This window comes from Deltaproteobacteria bacterium, assembly GCA_016218975.1.
Classification (GTDB): domain Bacteria; phylum Desulfobacterota; class Deferrimicrobia; order Deferrimicrobiales; family Deferrimicrobiaceae; genus JAENIX01.
The window spans coordinates 35,005-51,813 of the sequence record JACRCO010000032.1; the positions used below are offsets into that span (position 1 = coordinate 35,005).

14 protein-coding genes are annotated in these 16,809 nt (G+C 60.8%); 4 read left to right on the top strand and 10 right to left on the bottom strand.

The window, feature by feature from the left end; all coding sequences use genetic code 11:
- Positions 1-11 precede the first annotated feature (11 nt).
- A complete protein-coding gene (locus HY896_03820; GenBank protein ID MBI5575470.1) occupies positions 12-1,157 on the bottom strand; it encodes an ABC transporter substrate-binding protein in 1,146 nt (381 codons plus the stop codon).
- A 153-nt stretch (positions 1,158-1,310) separates the two neighbouring features.
- Between HY896_03820 and trxB the strand changes: the two genes are divergently transcribed.
- Complete coding sequence (gene trxB / locus HY896_03825; protein ID MBI5575471.1) at positions 1,311-2,231, top strand: thioredoxin-disulfide reductase; 921 nt, start codon at positions 1,311-1,313, stop codon at positions 2,229-2,231.
- Between the two features lie 62 nt (positions 2,232-2,293).
- Here the strand turns inward: trxB and HY896_03830 are convergent, their stop codons facing one another.
- The 3 genes from HY896_03830 to HY896_03840 all read right to left on the bottom strand — a co-directional run bounded on the left by HY896_03830 (position 2,294) and on the right by HY896_03840 (position 3,525).
- Positions 2,294-2,644: a DUF4282 domain-containing protein gene (locus HY896_03830; protein MBI5575472.1), complete on the bottom strand. Its 351-nt coding sequence runs from the start codon at positions 2,642-2,644 to the stop codon at positions 2,294-2,296.
- Positions 2,645-2,733: 89 nt separating this feature from the next.
- Positions 2,734-2,937 (bottom strand): cold-shock protein, encoded by a 204-nt coding sequence (locus HY896_03835; protein ID MBI5575473.1) that lies wholly within the window; start codon positions 2,935-2,937, stop codon positions 2,734-2,736.
- Positions 2,938-3,111: 174 nt separating this feature from the next.
- On the bottom strand, positions 3,112-3,525 hold the full coding sequence (locus HY896_03840; GenBank protein ID MBI5575474.1) for a hypothetical protein: 414 nt from the start codon (positions 3,523-3,525) through the stop codon (positions 3,112-3,114).
- Between the two features lie 103 nt (positions 3,526-3,628).
- Here HY896_03840 and HY896_03845 point away from each other — a divergent pair, with 103 nt between their 5' ends.
- The gene (locus tag HY896_03845; protein MBI5575475.1) at positions 3,629-5,056 is read left to right on the top strand and encodes a 1-acyl-sn-glycerol-3-phosphate acyltransferase; all 1,428 of its coding nucleotides are present in this window, start codon (positions 3,629-3,631) and stop codon (positions 5,054-5,056) included.
- Position 5,057: 1 nt separating this feature from the next.
- Here HY896_03845 and HY896_03850 read toward each other — a convergent pair whose 3' ends face one another.
- From HY896_03850 to HY896_03875, 6 genes are all read right to left on the bottom strand, one after another.
- Positions 5,058-7,508 carry a hypothetical protein gene (locus HY896_03850; GenBank protein MBI5575476.1) on the bottom strand — a complete coding sequence of 817 codons (2,451 nt, stop codon included), beginning with the start codon at positions 7,506-7,508 and terminating at the stop codon, positions 5,058-5,060.
- Positions 7,447-8,157 (bottom strand): protein-L-isoaspartate(D-aspartate) O-methyltransferase, encoded by a 711-nt coding sequence (locus HY896_03855; protein ID MBI5575477.1) that lies wholly within the window; start codon positions 8,155-8,157, stop codon positions 7,447-7,449. The genes HY896_03850 and HY896_03855 overlap by 62 nt, the downstream gene beginning before the upstream one ends.
- 75 nt (positions 8,158-8,232) lie before the next feature.
- Positions 8,233-10,653 carry an AAA family ATPase gene (locus HY896_03860; GenBank protein MBI5575478.1) on the bottom strand — a complete coding sequence of 807 codons (2,421 nt, stop codon included), beginning with the start codon at positions 10,651-10,653 and terminating at the stop codon, positions 8,233-8,235.
- Positions 10,654-10,711: 58 nt separating this feature from the next.
- Positions 10,712-11,179 carry a cache domain-containing protein gene (locus HY896_03865; GenBank protein MBI5575479.1) on the bottom strand — a complete coding sequence of 156 codons (468 nt, stop codon included), beginning with the start codon at positions 11,177-11,179 and terminating at the stop codon, positions 10,712-10,714.
- Positions 11,180-11,280: 101 nt separating this feature from the next.
- Positions 11,281-12,585 (bottom strand): NCS2 family permease, encoded by a 1,305-nt coding sequence (locus HY896_03870; protein MBI5575480.1) that lies wholly within the window; start codon positions 12,583-12,585, stop codon positions 11,281-11,283.
- 89 nt (positions 12,586-12,674) lie between these two features.
- Entirely contained in the window at positions 12,675-13,499 is an 825-nt protein-coding gene (locus HY896_03875) for a PIG-L family deacetylase (protein ID MBI5575481.1), read from the bottom strand.
- A 116-nt stretch (positions 13,500-13,615) separates the two neighbouring features.
- Here HY896_03875 and msrA point away from each other — a divergent pair, with 116 nt between their 5' ends.
- Both msrA and HY896_03885 read left to right on the top strand, forming a co-directional pair.
- Positions 13,616-14,248, top strand: coding sequence for a peptide-methionine (S)-S-oxide reductase MsrA (gene msrA, locus HY896_03880; GenBank protein MBI5575482.1), 633 nt, complete (start codon positions 13,616-13,618; stop codon positions 14,246-14,248).
- A gap of 241 nt (positions 14,249-14,489) precedes the next feature.
- Positions 14,490-16,809 (top strand): response regulator (locus HY896_03885; GenBank protein MBI5575483.1); only part of this gene is annotated, 2,320 nt, incomplete at its 3' end.

Consider the following 16,809-nt stretch of genomic DNA (forward strand, 5'->3'; position numbering starts at 1 on the left):
CGGGTTCACCGTCAGGGATTCACCACCTTGAGGTATTTCTGCCTGCCGTTTACGATCTGCAGGATCACGGCGCTCTTGACGGCGTTGCCGTTGTCGTCCATCCCGGCCTCCCCCGTCACTCCCTTGTATCCCTTGATGGATGCGAGCGCCTGCCGGATCCTGGCGGGATCGTCGCTGTTGGCCTTCCGGATCGCTTCAAGCAGGAGGTTCGTGGCGTCGTAGGCGAGCGTTCCGAGCGCGTCCGGCGTCTGCCCGAACTTTTCCTTGTACTTCTTCACCCAGTCGACCACTTCGGGGCGCGTGTCTTCGGGCGAGTAATGGTTCGAGAAATACCCGCCTTCAACGGCGTTCCCGGCGATCTTCACCAGGTCCGGCGAATCCCACCCGTCGGGGCCGATAAGCGAGGTCTGTATACCCTTCTCCCTTGCCTGTTTCGCGATCAGCCCGACCTTGTTGTAATAGTCCGGCAGGAATATCACGTCCGGCGAGGCGGCCTTCACCTTCGTGAGCAAGGCGGAGAAGTCCACGTCGTCCTTGCCGTACGATTCGTAGGAGACGACCTTTCCGCCCATGGACCGGAATGCGTCGCCGAAATATTCCGCGATCCCCCTGGAGTAGTCGTTGGAAGCGTCGTACAGGACGGCGGCCTTCTCCTTGAAAAGCGATTCGCGGGCGAACTTCGCCATCACCCTGCCCTGGAAAGGATCGATGAAGCAGGCGCGGAACATGAAGTCTTTCCGTTTCCCGTCGGCAACCGTGACCTTCGGGTTCGTGGCGGAAGGGGTGATTGCGGGGATCTTCGAACCCTGAGCGATATCGGATACCGGGATCGTGGCCTTCGAGGTTACGGATCCGACGATCGCGCGGACGCGGTCCTGCTTGATAAGCTTGGTTGCTGCGTTTGCCGCCTCGGTGGGATCGTTCCGGTCGTCCTCCACGATGGGGACTATTTTCATCCCGGCGACCCCGCCTGCCCGGTTCGCCTCGTCCACGGCGATGCCGAATGCGTTTCTCACCGACTCGCCGTAGGTCTTCACATCCCCCGTCAGCGGGGTGATGAGCCCGATCCTGATTTCGTTCGATGCTTGAGGTTTGCACCCGGCAAGCAGCAACGCCGCCGCCGCGACCGCCGCGAGTTTTTTCATGGGACCCTCCATCCCCTGGACGGATTGAGAGCGATTCATCCCCTTATCCTATTTTGAGTTACCCGTTTCGTTAAGCCTTTTTTTGCAACGCCCATGCGTCCCTTGACATCCGTTACATGCCGGGGGCACACTTTCCCGGATAACGCAAGAACGGGAGGAAACCAGATGACCCGCAACGTGATCATCCTCGGCTCGGGCTGCGCCGGGTCCACGGCGGCGATCTACACCGCACGCGCCAATCTCGGCCCGCTTGTGCTGGAAGGAAGGGAGCCCGGGGGCCAGCTCACGCTGACGACGGACGTCGAAAACTACCCTGGTTTCGTCGACGGCATCCAGGGACCGGAACTGGTCGACATCATGAAACGCCAGGCGCAACGTTTCGGCGCCGAATACGCGTTCGAAACGGCGATGGAAGTGGATCTCCGAAACCGTCCTTTCACCGTCAGGACGGAGTCGGCGGAGTACCGGACAAGAACGTTGATCGTCGCCACCGGAGCCTCCGCGAAAACCCTCGGGCTTGATTCGGAGAAACGGCTCATGGGCCGTGGCGTATCCACATGCGCCACCTGCGACGGGGCATTCTTCCGCAATCGGGAGGTGATCGTGGTGGGAGGCGGCGACACCGCGCTCGAGGAGGCGATATTCCTCACGCGTTTCGCAAGCAGGGTCGCCCTGGTGCACAGGCGCGACCGGTTCCGCGCGTCCAGGATCATGATCGACCGGGCGATGAGGAATACGAAGATCGAATTCCTCCTGGATCGCGTCGTCGTGGACATCCTCGATTCCGAAAAAAACGAGGTGTCGGCCGCGCGCATCCGGAACACGAAAAGCGGCGCGGAAGAAATACGGAAGATCGACGGGGTCTTCGTCGCCATCGGTCATGAGCCCAACACGAAAATCTTCGAGGGACAGCTCGATATGGACAAGGGTTATATCGTGCTCCGCGACGGCTCGAAGACGAGCGTGGAGGGAGTGTTCGCCGCGGGGGACGTGCACGACCTTTCCTACCGGCAGGCGGTGACCGCAGCGGGAAGCGGATGCAAGGCCGCCATCGACGCGGAAAAATTCCTGGAAGCGGAAGACTAGCCCCTGCCCCCCATTTCCCGCCAGGCTTCTGCTGCGGCGGGGAAGGCGGCGCAGGAACCCGTTCAGCCGGCGGGTGGCGCGGGCGGAGCCGTTTCCTCCTGCCGTGGCGTTAAGGCGGTGTTCCTCGCGATTTCCGCCGTGTGTTCGGAGATGCGGAAAACGACGATGGCCAATTCGTAGACGATCCGGGAGGATATCACGAGTATCAGGAAGACGAGAGGAGACACGAAAAACAGCGACAGGAACCCTTTTCCCGCCGACTCGGAGAACCCCTCGATGACGAGCACCACGGCGATGAAACCGGCCGCCACGATCGACAGCGCGTAGAGGACCTTGATGATCCGCGGCGTGACAAGAGTCTTGAAGGAAATGTCGAACAGCGATTCGAACAGCCCGCGCTTGTCGTCGGGCATACTTCACCTCAAGTAAACATTAAAGCCCCGGCAATGATGCGCCGAGGCCTCAATTGTCAGGGGCGCTGTTTCCCCCGATTCTTATGCCGTCACTTCACTTTGACGACGTTCGATGCCTGCGGTCCCTTGGGGCCCTGGGTGATTTCGAAATCGACCCGGTCTCCCTCGTTGAGCGACTTGAAGCCTTCGCCCTTGATTGCGCTGTAATGCACGAACACGTCCGGCCCGCCCTCCTGGGAGATGAAACCGAACCCCTTTGCGTCGTTGAACCACTTCACGGTGCCTTGTACCACTTGCCCTTCCTCCTTAAGATTATTCCCGCCGTCCGACGCGGACTTACGCTTCGATCGACGCTGCACACTCTAACAGCAATTCCGCCAAGGCGTCAAGGAAATATAAACCCATCGGAATATACAGGTTTGCGCCCTCTATTCCTGAGATGCATTCAGCCGGCGCCCCGGTTTGCGCTACGCGCCCAGCGCTTTCGCCGCTTTTCCGACGTCCTTCGGCGCGACCCAGAGAATGGCTCCGTATCTTCCGCCGCCCGCGGCTACGGCGTCGAGAGCGACTATGCCCACTCCCGCCTCCGCCAGTTTCCCCGCAACGGCGGCCACCGCGCCTGCGCGATCCTTCCCCTGGATCAGAAAGCATGTCTTCTTTTCCGTGATGTCGATTCCCGCCCGCCTGGCCGCCCTGCGGAACTCAGCGCCGTCCTTCGCGACGAAATCGAGCTGGGCCTTTTTACCGCGCGGGAACCCGCTGAATGCCAGCAGGTTCACCCCTTCCCTTTTCAAGGCCTCAAGGGTTTTCGCACCCTCTCCGATTTTGTTGGAAACCATGGCTTTGAAGTAATCGACCTTTTTCACCGAATCGGCCATCATGATTCTCCTCTCTCGGCGTATTTTCCGCTTGATGGAATTATAGATGCTTTTCCCCGTAAAAAATGACGGTAATATTGAAGATCCCATCGAAAAGGGAGCCGGAATGACCGGAAACGTGACCCTCCCTCTATGGCTTGCCGCCGTCGTGGCCCTGCTGGCGATTTGGGCCGTGCTCGAACGCCTGCTGATCCCCGGCGTACGATGGTTCTTCCGGCGGAGAGCGGCCATGTTCATAGAGGAGATCAACAAGCGCCTCCATCTCGAGATTCATCCTTTCGCGATGACCAGGCGGCAGGTACTCATAGACCGGCTGATGTACGACCCCAGGATCATGGAAGCCGCCGGAATATGCGCCCGCCGGGACAACGTGCCCCGCGACGCAGTGATGGCCGAAGTCGGACGGTATGCGCGCGAGATCGTCCCTTCCTTCAACGCCTACGCCTACTTCAGGCTCGGTTATTGGCTGGCGAGGCGGGCGGCGCGCATGCTTTACCGGGTGCGGGTGGGATTCACCGACGACGCGGGTCTATCACGGGTCCATCCGAAGTCCAGCGTGGTCTTCGTGATGAACCACCGAAGCAACATGGATTACATCCTTGTGGCGTACCTTGCCGCGACCCGCACGGCGTTAAGCTATGCAGTGGGGGAATGGGCGAGGATATGGCCTCTGCAGGCTCTCATCCGTTCGCTGGGCGCCTATTTCATACGGCGCAAATCCGGCAATCCGCTTTACCGCCTCGTGCTGGAACGGTACGTGGGCATGGCCACCGAAAGCGGCGTCGTCCAGGCGATCTTTCCCGAAGGCGGCCTTTCACGCGACGGGACGCTGCGCCCGCCGAAGCTCGGCCTGCTCGATTACATGTTGAGGTCTTTCCCGCCCGAGGGCGAGCGCGACCTCGTATTCATCCCCGTGGGGATAAACTACGACCGAACGCTCGAAGACCGCAGCCTGCTGGCCGACCTCGAGCCCGCGGCGGAACGGAAAAGTTTCCCGTTCGCTCTCGCGAAAACCTTCGGCTTCTTCTTCCGGAACCTTTACCTTATGCTTCGCGGGCGCTGGTACCGGTTCGGCTACGCCTGCGTCAACTTCGGCACGCCGCTTTCGATGAAGGATTATTGCCGCGAGCTGAGTATCGACTTCCGCTCGATGGAGAAGGAAGAGCGGTTCCCGGAAGTGGAGGCGCTGGCTCGGCGTTTGATGGATTCCGTGGGAAACGTCATCCCGGTGCTGCCGGTTTCCCTCGTCGCTACGGCATTCCTCCGTAATCCCGGAACAGGACTCAGCGCCCTGGAGCTGAAGGCCGAGGTGCACCGTTGCATTCGCGGACTGGGCGCGGGGGCGCGTGTCTACATTCCGCGCGGCGACCAGGATTACGCCGTCGACGTCGGGCTTCGAATGCTTATGCTCCGCCGCCTTGTGGACGAGAGGGACGGGCTCTATTCCGCGCGCCCGGATGAGTTGCCGCTTCTGTGTTACTACGCCAACGCCATCACCCACCTGTTCCGGTCACCCGATGCCGCGTCCAGGTGACTTACTCGCCGCCTTTTCGGATGCCGACCCTCGGATATAGCGCCCCGGCCGCGAGGTAGAGGGCTGCGCCCGCGATCACGGTGCCGCGGAATCCCATCCACATTGCACCGACCGACGCAAGGGAAGCGCCCGCCACGGAAAAGAAGCCGTTGATCCCCCACGCGAACGGAATGGAGGAAGGCGCGGAAACCGACAGGCGGGACATGGCCGCGGGGAACGGCGCGCCCATAAGGAGGGCCGCCGGGGCAAGTGACGCCAGGAATGCGATCGTACGCAACGCCTCTCCGGAGGACAAAAGGTTATCCGCCGACAGGGAGAGGAACGTATATCCCGACAGGGTGAAAACTGCGATTGCGGGGAAAACACGCCGGCTCATCGTCCGCGGAGCATCCCACCGGCCGGACGCAGCGCTCCCCAGTCCGGAAAAGAACGCGAAGCCGCCGATCGCAGCCGTCGCGGCACGGATGGAATCGCCCAGGATCAGGATGCCGATTTTAAGCCAGGTCAGCTCGATCAGCATGTAGGCGAGCCCGAGCGCGGAAAAGTATGCGGCGAACGGCGCACCGCCGGCCGACTCCCGGAAGCGTGAGAATCCGAGGGGGGCAAGGAGGCAGACAGCGGCAAGCGCCAGCGAAACGGCAAGGGACAAAAGAAGGAACACGACGCCCCACTCCGCGAACGGAATCCACTGGCTTCCAAGTATCCGCCGAAACTCCGGAAGTTTTCCCGGCTTGAGCAGGCGGTAGAAATACGGAGAATCGTCCGTGACCGGGGAAAGGTCGAAAAAGTCGGCCGAACGATCTCCGGAATATCCTTCCATCGTCCTTTTCACGGCGGCCTGCAAAGCCCTCTCCTCTTCTCCCCCGGAAACGGATCCCCTCCCGGCAGGCCAGACCATCGAAAATCCCCTCTCCTCGCAGAACCGCCGCGCCCGGAGAAGATCCTCCTCCGTGAACGGCGTGCGCCGTGCAAGTACGACGAAGGTCCCCCATCCCCTCGCTATAATGATCCGATCCGATGCGGGCGCCGCTCCGGAGCGTTCAAGCTCCAGCCGCACCGTCGCAAGGATCTTCACGCTTTCCCTTGGAGGCGACTTGAGCCACCCGGAAAAGGAAAGAAGCCCCCTGTCCGACAAGCGGGACAGGGCGGAACGCACTCCTTCCCGCGTCAGGAGGAACGTCTCGCCGGTAGCGTGGATTCCCAGCGAAGTGAAGGAAGGAGACGAGATTTCCGCAGCTTCGATCAGGTCGAACCTGCCCGAATTCCTCGCGAGGAAATTTCTCGCCCCTTCGGTCCGTATCTCAGTGCCCGCCGGGGCCGGCCATCCGCCGGAGAATGCGGCAAGGTCGTTCCTGAGCAGGGATGCGAGTTCTCCCGCGGGCTCGACGACCGTTATGGAGGAGGCTCCGTTGCCTGCCGCCGCCAGGATCCCCTCGGTCCCCCTCAAACCGAATTGCAATACAGCCGGCCGTGTTACGAGGCGGTAGGCGAGCGAGGACGGGAAGTAATCGAGATAGGCGGGATAGCGTATCGACCCTTCCGCGGGTACGATCCCTCTCGCCTCCCCGTCGCAGAAAACGACCGCCTGCGGAGGGATATCCCCTGCGAACCGGAAGCTCAATCCGGGGGCGACGTGGATCCCCGGCGCGTACACCGCCCTGTAATCCCCCGACGGCCCGTAACGGGCGGCAAGCTGTCTTGCCCCCGGGAGCTTGCGCGCAACGGCCAGGTCCTTGTAAGGGGACGGCGACAATTCGGCGGGCGGAAGAAGAAGCAGGAGAAGGGAAAACCCCCAGGCGGCCCTCCGGCCCCATCGGCCCCCCCGTCGCGGTTCGCGAAGGAAGAGGAGTCCGGCGGCGAGGCATAACGCCAGGGGGATTCGCAGCAGCGATTCCGTCCGGACCAGCGGGAAAACCGCCAGCGCGATGACGGCTCCCGCCGCCGAGCCGGCGAAACTCGCAGCATAGACCGGCCCCGGCCTTCCCATCCGGAAGGAAAAGGGTACGGCGATGGCGCCGCCCGCCAGGAAGAACGGCACGGCCAACAGTATGAAAAACAGTCCGAACGCCGGCCAGGCTCCAGGCTCCCAAAGGAGCAGGAACGGATCGAACGCGATCCGTTGCGAAGCGCGGAATGCAAGATCGAACGACGGGGCCGCAAGAATGATCAGCCAGGCGAAGACCCGGCGGGGATATTTTTCGATTCTCTCTCGCAGCAGGTGAAGGGCTACGCCGGCCGCTCCGAAACCGAGCATCGCCTGGGACACTATCATCGGGACGAAATGCGGCCAGAACCGGATGGACAGGAGCCGGATAAGGAATATCTCGTCCGCCAGCGCAGCAGCCGACAGGAGAAAGACGGCGTGTATAACTCCCCGGTGGGACTTCTCCTCAGTGTCCAAGGAGGCGGACGAAGGCGACGGGCAGGACGTTTCGCTGGCTGATGTTTCCATCGCTGCCCTTCTCGATGAATACCAGGTTCTGCGTCAGGAAGGGGCCCCCGACCGGCATGACCATCCTGCCGCCGTTCTTCAACTGGCGTAGAAGCGGCGGAGGAATGTGGCCGCCTGCGCAGGTCACGATTATCGCGTCGAAGGGGGATTTCTCCTCCCACCCGTAATATCCGTCGCCCTGCCGGACGTGGACGTTGCCGTATCCCGGGGCGGCCAGGGCGGCCCTGCTGCGCGAGGCCAGCGATTCGAAGATTTCGACGGAGTAAACTTCCGCCGCGATTTTCGCGGCGACCGCCGCCTGGTATCCCGAGCCGGTGCCTACCTCAAGGACGCGGTCCGTCGGTTTCAGACGCAGGATTTCGGTCATGAACCCCACGATATAGGGTTGCGAGATGGTCTGGCCTTCCCCGATGGGCAAAGGACGCGGATAGTATGCGCGGGAGCGGTACTCGCCGGGCACGAAGAGGTGTCGGGGAACCTCGCTCATCGCCTGCAGCACGCGCGGATCGGCGATCCCGCCGCCCCGGATCTGATCCCTCACCATGGCCAGGCGTTCGGCCGCGTACTGATCGTCTCCCCCCCACAGGCACGGGGGAAATTGAAGGGACACGGCCAACAGAATAAATATAAACCGGTGGATGAATGACATAATATCGCTCATTCGGATTCAGCGGGCACCCCGCCTCGGCGGCTCGCCCGCAGTTTTAGTTTTTAACGAGTTTTTCTAATCCTCTTTCTTGTCTTTCCTCTCCGCCTCGCCTTCCTTTTTTACGGCCTCGCGCAGCTCCGTCAGCCGGTCTTCCACCTTTCGGTTCATCGTGCCTTCCGGGTACTTCCCGCCCGCATCAGCTTCCCCGGCCCGGATTCCGGCCAGTATTTCGATTCCCTCTTCCACGTGCCCGATGGCGTGGATCCGGAATTTTCCCTGCGCGACGGCATCGACGACCTCTTTTTTCAACATCAGGTTCCTTACGTTCCGCTCCGGAATTATCACCCCCTGCCCGCCGGTGAGCCCCCGCAGGGAGCACAGGTCGAAGAATCCCTCTATCTTCTCGTTCACCCCCCCCACGGGCTGCACTCCCCCGTTCTGGTCCATGGAGCCGGTGACCGCCACCCCCTGCCGGATCGGCACTCCCGCGATCGCGCTCACAAGCGAATAGAGCTCGGCGCACGTGGCGCTGTCGCCTTCGATCATCCCGTAGAGCTGCTCGAACGTGATCGACGCCGACAGGCTGATCGGCCGTCTCGCGGCGTACCTGCTACCGAGGTAATTGGAAAGGATGAGAATCGCTTTCTCATGGATCTTTCCCGAAAGCTTCGTTTCGCGCTCTATGTTCACCACGCCCGCTTTCCCCGTATAGACTGCGGTGGTGATCCTGGAAGGGCTGCCGAACCTGTAGTCCCCGGTGTCAAGGACGGCAAGCCCGTTCACCTGCCCCACCCGCTCCCCCGAAGTTTCGACGATGAGCGACCCTTCCGCCATCATCTCGCGCATCCTGTCCTCGACCCTGCTGTGGCGGTAGATCTTCTCGCCGAGCGCCTTCTCCACGTGTTCCCCGGTGACGATGTCGGCGTCTTCCTTTTTCGCCCAATAGTGCGATTCACGTATCAGGTTGGAGACGTCGCTGAACTTCGAAGAAAGCTTCTCCTGGTGCTCCGCCAGCCGCGACCCGAACTCGACGACACGGGCCACGCCCGAGGGATCGAAGGGAAGCAGGTGCTCCTCTCCCGTCTTCGAGGCGACGAACCCGGCGTACTTCAGGATATTCCCGTCGTTGCGGTCCATGCGGTTGTCGAAGTCCGCCTTCACCTTGAAGAGCTCGCGGTATTCCTCGTCCAGGTTGTACAGGATGGTGTAGATCTCCGGGCTTCCGATCAGGATGACTTTCACGTTCAGCGGGATCGGCTCCGGTTTCATGGCCGACGTTGTGATGAGGCGGTACTGCTCCCACACGTCTTCGACCCTCACCTCGGAATTCTTTATCGCGCGCTTGAGCGATTCGTATGAGAAGAGGTTCCGGAGGAGGTCCAGGGCGTTCACGACGAGATATCCGCCGTTGGCCTTGTGCAGGGAGCCGGCCTTGATCATCGTGAAATCGGTGATGGCGGCGCCGAGCTGCAGCTTGTGCTCGAGGCGTCCGAAGAGGTTGTAATAGGTGGGGTTGCTTTCGAAGACGCACGGACTCCCTGCAGCGTTCCCGTTGTTCACAAGGACGTTCACGGCGTATCTCGTGTAACTCGGCTCCTCCTTCTGCATCTTCAGGAAAGGGAGGGGCGGGGCGGGCTGTTCCTCCGCCTGCGCCTTGAAGTCGTCGATGTTGCCGAGGATGTTCTCCTGCGCGGAGTCCAGGTATGAGATAAGTTTCGAGTTGTTCGGGTACCTGGACTTGATGTCCTCGATCAGGTGCCCCAGTACGGACAGCGCCGCGAACCGTTCGAGCTCGTTAAGCTTCTCACCGGTCGCCTTCTCCTCCTTTTTCACGAGCCGGATCGCATCGTCCATCTTCTCCTGGATCATACGGCCGTTCTCCCGGAGCTCTTCCTTCCGTTGATGCTCCAGGGAGTTGTATTCCTCCTCCGTGATCGGTTCGCCCGAGGCGCCTATCGCGACGATGGAGAATCCGCCCATAGCCGACTTGATCCGGAAACCCTTCGATTCAGCCTCGCGTTCGATCGCCCCGAATTCTTCCTTCTGCTTCGCCTGGAATTCCTCGGTCACGGCGCTCCGCCGCCTCTTGTATTCCTTCGACTCGAACACCCGGGGGATCTCCGTCTTCAGGAAGGCGATGAGCTCTTGCATGTCCTTCTGGAATTCGGCCCCGCGCCCCGGCTCGAGCCAGATGGCGATCGGCTCGCCGGTCTCCCGGAAATTGTTGACGTAGCACCAGTCGGGGGGAACGATCTCCTTCTCCGCCTTGCGGGAAATGAAAGTGCGGATCGCCGATGCCTTGCCCGTACCGCTTTCCCCGAGAGCGTAGATGTTGAATCCGTCGCTGTGCAGGTTCAGCCCGAAATCGATCGCGTCGATCGCGCGCTTCTGGCCGATGATCCCTGCCAGGGGGGGCAGGTTCGCGGTCGTCCTGAAGGGCAGCGACGAGGTGTCGCACCGCCTGTAGAGTTCGTCCGGCGTGAGGCTCTTTGCCATCGTTGTCTCCCGAAGCGCGGGGCCGGCCTTTAAAAAACGCCGGCCCCGCCGCGAAATCCTATTCCCAGATCCCCGCGCCCGCCAGCAGGTCCTTTCCGGGTACGCGGTAGATGAAGCTGATCTTCTTCCTCGGCTTCGGATCGCCGGGGTTCATCCACATGTAATCTACCCATCCCTCGCCCTTGGCCTTGGCGAGATCCACGAACTCCTTGAAGAGGAGTTTCCCGGGTTCCCCCTTGTCCTTCCTGTCGAGCAGGTTCTGCCCGATCAGCGCCGGACTCATCGGATGGGCGAGCATCTTTCCGTCAAGATCCATGAGGAACACGTACGTGTCCTTCCAAACGAACTTTCCCTGCTTGTTGTTGATCTCCTTTACCGCATCGTCCAGCCCCTTCTCGTTGATCATCATCGCGGCTTCCTTCGTCTTCGCCACGCATTCATCCTTCGTGGCGCTGTCTGCCAGGGCTCCGGCGGCAAGGAACAGACCGAACACCATCACCAGCATCGTCACGGCGGCCTTTCTCATGGGTTCCTCCCTGGAATTTCCTTCATCCTTTCGTTTGTTCGATTTCTCACTACGCGGCCCCATGCGACACGTTCGCGGATCTCCCCCGACCACCCCCTTCCCTACTCAGGATATGGATAATAAACGTAGAATGAAAGAGCGAGCGCCGCCAATACCCACATGCCGGCGGTCACCTCCCGGCTGCGCCCCGAGAGCGCCTTGATCACAGGGTATGCCATCAGGCCCGCCGTCATCCCGACGCCGATGTTGTAGGTGAAGCTCATAAGCACGATCGTCAGGAACGCCGGTATCGATTCGGTGTAGTCCGAAAAGTCGATCCTCGCGATCGGCGCGATCATGAACACCCCGATGACTATGAGAACCGCTCCATACGCATGGGGAGGAACGGCGGTAAGCAGGGGCGCGAAGAAGAGGGACAGAAGAAACAGGAACGCCACGACCAGCGCCGTGAACCCGGTCCTTCCCCCCTCTTCTATCCCCGCTGCGGATTCGATGAAGGCCCCGGTAGTGGTCGTTCCCAGCAAGGGGGCGGCGGTCGTGGCGAGGGCATCCGCAAGCATCGGCTTCTCGATGTCCGGCAGGTTTCCTTTTTCGTCCAGCAGCCCCGCACGGGCGGACAGGCCGATCAGCGTTCCGACCGTGTCCACGAAGGCCATCACGAACATCGTCAGCACTATGGGAAAAAAGCGGAAACTCAACGCTCCCCGGATATCGAGCTGGAGCAGTATCGGACGGGGATAGGGAGGAAGGCCGATCCATTCTCCGGGGACCGGAGAGACTTTCCAAAGGAACGACAGGAACGTGGCCGCGAGAAGGCCTATCACGATTGCGCCCCGTATCCGCCGGATCATCATCAGCACGATCGCGAGAAACGTGAACAGCGCGAGAAGCGGTGCAGGCTGGGCAAGATTTCCCAGGGCGACGGGGGCGCCGGGGACGCCCAGGCGCACCCAGCCGGTTTCGTTGAGGCCGATGAAGGTCATGAAGAGGCCGATTCCCGCCGCGAAGCTGAATTTCAGCGTCTGCGGAAGCGCATCGGCCAGCCAGCTCCTTACCTTCAAGACCGTCAGCAGGGTGAACAGGACGCCCGCTACGAACACGGCGCCCAGCGCCGTTTGCCAGGAATACCCCAGCACCTTCACGACAGTGTAGGCGACGAATGCGTTCTCCCCCATGTAAGGAGCGATGGCGAACGGGCGCTTCGCGTATAGCCCCATCACGACGGTGCCGAAGACCGCGGAAACGATCGTCGCAACCATCGACGGGCCCTTCGGAATGCCGGCCGCCGCGAGGATAGCCGGATTCACGATGACTATGTACGACATGGTAAGGAAAGTCGAAATTCCGGCGAGCGTCTCCCGGCGGTATCCGGTTCCGTGGCGGGAAAACTCGAAGTAATCCTTCATTCGGATCCTTCCCGGAATCGCGTATGGCAACCGCGCGCGGCGTCAGGCAGATACGAAAATGTACCACAAGGCACCGGTTCGGGATAAGTTCAACTCTTTCGGCGGGCTGTTCGCCTGCCGGCGGGATCGTACGAATTGTCCTGTTCCTCAGGCCTCCTCTCACGCTCCCTTAACCTCATCACCCGGAAGCTTTCCGCGTACATAGGCCGCGAAACGCGGCCCGGGCGGCCTCCGCCGCCGCGCCGCCCCGCGCTCTTCGAGTTCCGCGCCTCCGCGCCCGCCCAATCCCGGATCCTGCTCGATGGATCCCATCCGTTCAACTGGCTGGCGTGCGCTTTCAGCGCCTCGATCTTCGTGTCGATCGTGGCCGAGATGTCGACCCAGGTGTTCGGCGACTGCGTGGAGCATACGTAAACGGCCTGGACGCGGTGCGGTTTCCCCTTGCCCGGCCATAGAAGCTCCATTTCCGAAGCGGGAAAGACCGCTTCGAGCGCGGCCACTCCCGCCGCCCGGTGGTCCGGGTGGTTTATATAGCGGTCGTCGAAGAACCAGGCCTGGGGATCGCCGCAGATCACGGCCTCGGGCCGGAACTTCCGAATCTGCCGCACCAGTTCCTTGCGAAGATCCAGGGTCGGTATAAGGCCGCAGTCGTCCTGCCTTAAAAAGACTACGTTCCTCACTCCGAGGATCCGCGCCGAGGCGCGAGCCTCCTTCTCGCGCAGGCGGGCGAGCGTTCCGGGGGTAAACACCGCATCGTGCGTCCCGGCGTTTCCGCTGGTCAGCAGCACAAGGGTCACTTCGCAACCGGCTCTCGCCCACCGCGCGATCGTCCCGGCGACCATGAATTCCGCGTCATCGGGATGGGCGAAGATCCCCATCGCCGAATCGGGAACGTATTCCGAATCGTATTTCATCATGCGGCTCCTCTCGAAATTCAGATGCGCAGAGGCACTCTCCGGATTTAACCCGCTTTTCCCACCCGGATCAATTCCTTGAGAAACCTTGTCCACCGATACGCACTCTTAAAAGCATGAATGCACGCGTGATGTTCGTAACGCTTACCATATCCCTGGTTGCCGCGGCGATCGCGTCCGCCGCAGGGAAAGAGCCGGCCGGGGAGGCACGGCCCCTCGAAAAGGCGACGTTCGCCGGCGGATGCTTCTGGTGCATGGAGCACCCTTTCGACGAACTGGAAGGAGTCGTTTCGGTCACCTCCGGATACACGGGCGGCACGAAGAAGAATCCCACCTACGAAGAAGTGTCCGGCGGCGGAACCGGACACGCGGAATCGGTCCTTATTGTGTTCGATCCGTCCCGCATAGGCTACCGAAAGCTGCTGGATGTCTTCTGGCGAAACATCGACCCGGTCGCGGTCGATCGGCAGTTCTGCGACTCGGGCAGGCAATACAGGTCCGCGATTTTCTACCATGGGGAGGAACAGAAGAGCCTTGCCGAGGAATCCAGGCGTGAACTGGAGAAAATGGAGCAATTCCAGGGAGTAATCGCGACGGAAATCGCGCAGGCATCGGATTTCTACCCCGCGGAGGATTACCATCAGCATTACTATAAGAAAAACCCGATACGGTACAGGTTTTACCGTGCGACCTGCGGCCGCGACCAACGGCTCAAGGAAATCTGGGGAAAGGCGCCGAACGATAAATAATTGCTAATATATAATGTATTATTAATACATTATCAACTAATATCTCATCTATTCGTTAATATTTGGTCAATTGCAAGTCCACATTGATATTCGTTCCACGTCAGTCACAGACATTTATTTCATGAATATGAAATATTTCCCTGAAGATTACTTTTCCGACCGCCGATAAGGATTCCATTGGATCCATGCGCAAGGTCGGCGGCGCCTGCCACCGTGTAAAAATGGACGAAACGGAAACGACATGGCTGAGCAGCCGGTTATCGTAAGGAGAATGCGAATCGCCCTGAAGAAGGCCCTGATCTACGCCCGTAAAACCGAAAGCCCGGAGCGGGACCAGGGGTACATCCGGTTCATACTCTGCGTAGTATTCAACATCTACCTTTTCAGGCACGGGAATGTACCGACCGCGGTGCTGTGGGCGGCATTGACCTACAACTTCTACTCCACCGTGATGCTCGTTTCCACGTTCATCCAGCCGGGGAAAAGCAACCTCCGCCGCATTTCCGGCCTAACGCTCGACACTCTCATAATCTGCTACTGCATGTTTCTTTCGGGGAAGGCAGGGGCCCCGCTCGTCCTCGTGCTCTTCTGGAACATGTTCGGCTACTCGTTTCGATACGGTAAAGGTTATCTTTTATACGGCAGCGCGCTCTGCATCATATTCTTCGGGTATGTCATAACGCAAACGCCGTACTGGATCGAAAACAAGGAGATGGGCTACGGACTTCTCGCCGGCGTGGTCTTGATCCCGGCGGTTTTCGTCGGCTTCATGATCAGCAAGGTCACCGCCGCCATGGAAAAGGCAGAGGTAGCCAACCGGGCGAAGTCACGGTTCGTCGCCAACATGTCGCACGAGATGCGCACTCCATTGAACGGAATCCTGGGAACGGTCGAGCTGTTCTCCGGGACACGGCTCGACCCCGAGCAGCAGGAGTACGTGAAAACGGTCAAGGCTTCCGCGGCCGCGCTCCTTTCCCTGGTCAACGACGTTCTCGATTTCTCGAAGATCGAGGAAGGGAAGGTGTCGATCCAGCCGGAGGAGATGGACCTTCATGCCTTCATAAAGACCACCGCGTCGATTGTCGCCCGCCAGGTAAAGGCGAAGGGGCTGGCGTTCCGCGTCATGGTTTCTTCATCCGTCCCCTTCCTGGTGACGGGGGACCTGGGAAGGATCCGCCAGGTGCTGACGAACCTTCTTTCCAACGCCACCAAGTTCACGGAACGGGGAGAGGTCACTCTTCGGGTTCTCAAGGTCGCGGAGGACGAAAATACCGTAACGGTGCGCTTCGAGGTTGCGGATACCGGGATCGGAATGACCAGGGAGGCCAAGGGGCTGATCTTCGAACGATTCACCCAGGCGGACGACTCGATCACGCGGAAATTCGGCGGAACGGGGCTCGGGACGACGATCTCGAAAGAGCTCGTCGAGCTCATGGGCGGGAAGATCGGCGTGGAGAGCGAATCCGGGAAAGGAAGCACGTTCTGGTTCACGATCGCCCTCGGGAAGCAGCCGGAGAACGCCGCCGTGGGTTCCATGCGAATGCCCATCTCGCGCACGCGGGTGCTCCTGGTTTCCGCGGACGACTCGATCGCCGAAACGGTCAACGGGTTCCTCCTTTCATGGGGAGTGGGCCATATCCGCAGGGTTTACAACACCGGGCAGGCGTACGATTACTCGAGCCGCGTCGTCAGGGACCGTTCCACCTGCCATATCGCCATCGTCGTCAAAAACGAGCTGAACGAAGACCCGTTCAGGTTCATCGCCTCTCTGCGGCAGATGGACGCCCTCCAGAACATGCGCCTTGTCCTCGTCGGCGAAGGATGCGACGGCGCTTACGGGGAAGAAGCCTCCCGGCACGGTTATCGGGCCATGCTGGAATCCCCGGAAAACGTCCGCGATCTGATCTGCGCGATGCATTACGTCCTCCCCTACGACGAGGGATGGCATCCCGCCCTGCCCGTGATGGCCGGCGCCGCCGGCGCATCTCCTCGCCGACTGAAGATCCTGGTCGCGGAGGACAATCCGACGAACCAGATGGTCATCCAGAAGCTGCTGGAGCGGGCCGGGCACGAAATCAAGGTCGTCTCCGACGGCAAGATGGCGCTGGAGGTCCTCCGGACCGGGACGGTCGATATCGCCCTTCTCGACCTGAACATGCCCGTCATGGGAGGACTGGAAGCCGCGAAAATCTACCTTTCCGAAACGAAGGAGGGGCCTCCCGTGCCGCTCGTGGCCCTGACCGCGGACGCCACGCTGGATTCGAGGAAGGCTTGCGAGGAAGGCGGAATGAAAGCCTTCATCACGAAGCCTTTCGAAACGAGGAAGGTACTCGCGCTGATTGCGACGCTGACTGCTCAGAACGGCGTCTCTCCCGGGGCGGCGACTCCGCCGTCCCCGGCGGGGGCGGCTGGCGAAAAGGAAATCCGGCCCGGCCTCGACGAAGCGACGATCGAGGAAATCGAGGCCATGGGTCCGACCAGGGACTTCGTCAAGAACCTCGTCTGGATCTTCATCAGGGACAGCGAAAAGCGTATCCGGGAAATGGAATCAGCCGCCGAGG

Coding starts and splice junctions, on each gene's coding strand:
- HY896_03875 (MBI5575481.1), bottom strand. CDS start 13,499: ATGAAATACGATTCGGAATACGTTCCCGATTCGGCGATGGGGATCTTC.
- HY896_03830 (MBI5575472.1), bottom strand. CDS start 2,644: ATGCCCGACGACAAGCGCGGGCTGTTCGAATCGCTGTTCGACATTTCC.
- HY896_03855 (MBI5575477.1), bottom strand. CDS start 8,157: ATGTCATTCATCCACCGGTTTATATTTATTCTGTTGGCCGTGTCCCTT.
- trxB (MBI5575471.1), top strand. CDS start 1,311: ATGACCCGCAACGTGATCATCCTCGGCTCGGGCTGCGCCGGGTCCACG.
- HY896_03860 (MBI5575478.1), bottom strand. CDS start 10,653: ATGGCAAAGAGCCTCACGCCGGACGAACTCTACAGGCGGTGCGACACC.
- HY896_03820 (MBI5575470.1), bottom strand. CDS start 1,157: ATGGAGGGTCCCATGAAAAAACTCGCGGCGGTCGCGGCGGCGGCGTTG.
- HY896_03870 (MBI5575480.1), bottom strand. CDS start 12,585: ATGAAGGATTACTTCGAGTTTTCCCGCCACGGAACCGGATACCGCCGG.
- HY896_03840 (MBI5575474.1), bottom strand. CDS start 3,525: ATGATGGCCGATTCGGTGAAAAAGGTCGATTACTTCAAAGCCATGGTT.
- msrA (MBI5575482.1), top strand. CDS start 13,616: ATGAATGCACGCGTGATGTTCGTAACGCTTACCATATCCCTGGTTGCC.
- HY896_03850 (MBI5575476.1), bottom strand. CDS start 7,508: ATGGAAACATCAGCCAGCGAAACGTCCTGCCCGTCGCCTTCGTCCGCC.
- HY896_03845 (MBI5575475.1), top strand. CDS start 3,629: ATGACCGGAAACGTGACCCTCCCTCTATGGCTTGCCGCCGTCGTGGCC.
- HY896_03865 (MBI5575479.1), bottom strand. CDS start 11,179: ATGAGAAAGGCCGCCGTGACGATGCTGGTGATGGTGTTCGGTCTGTTC.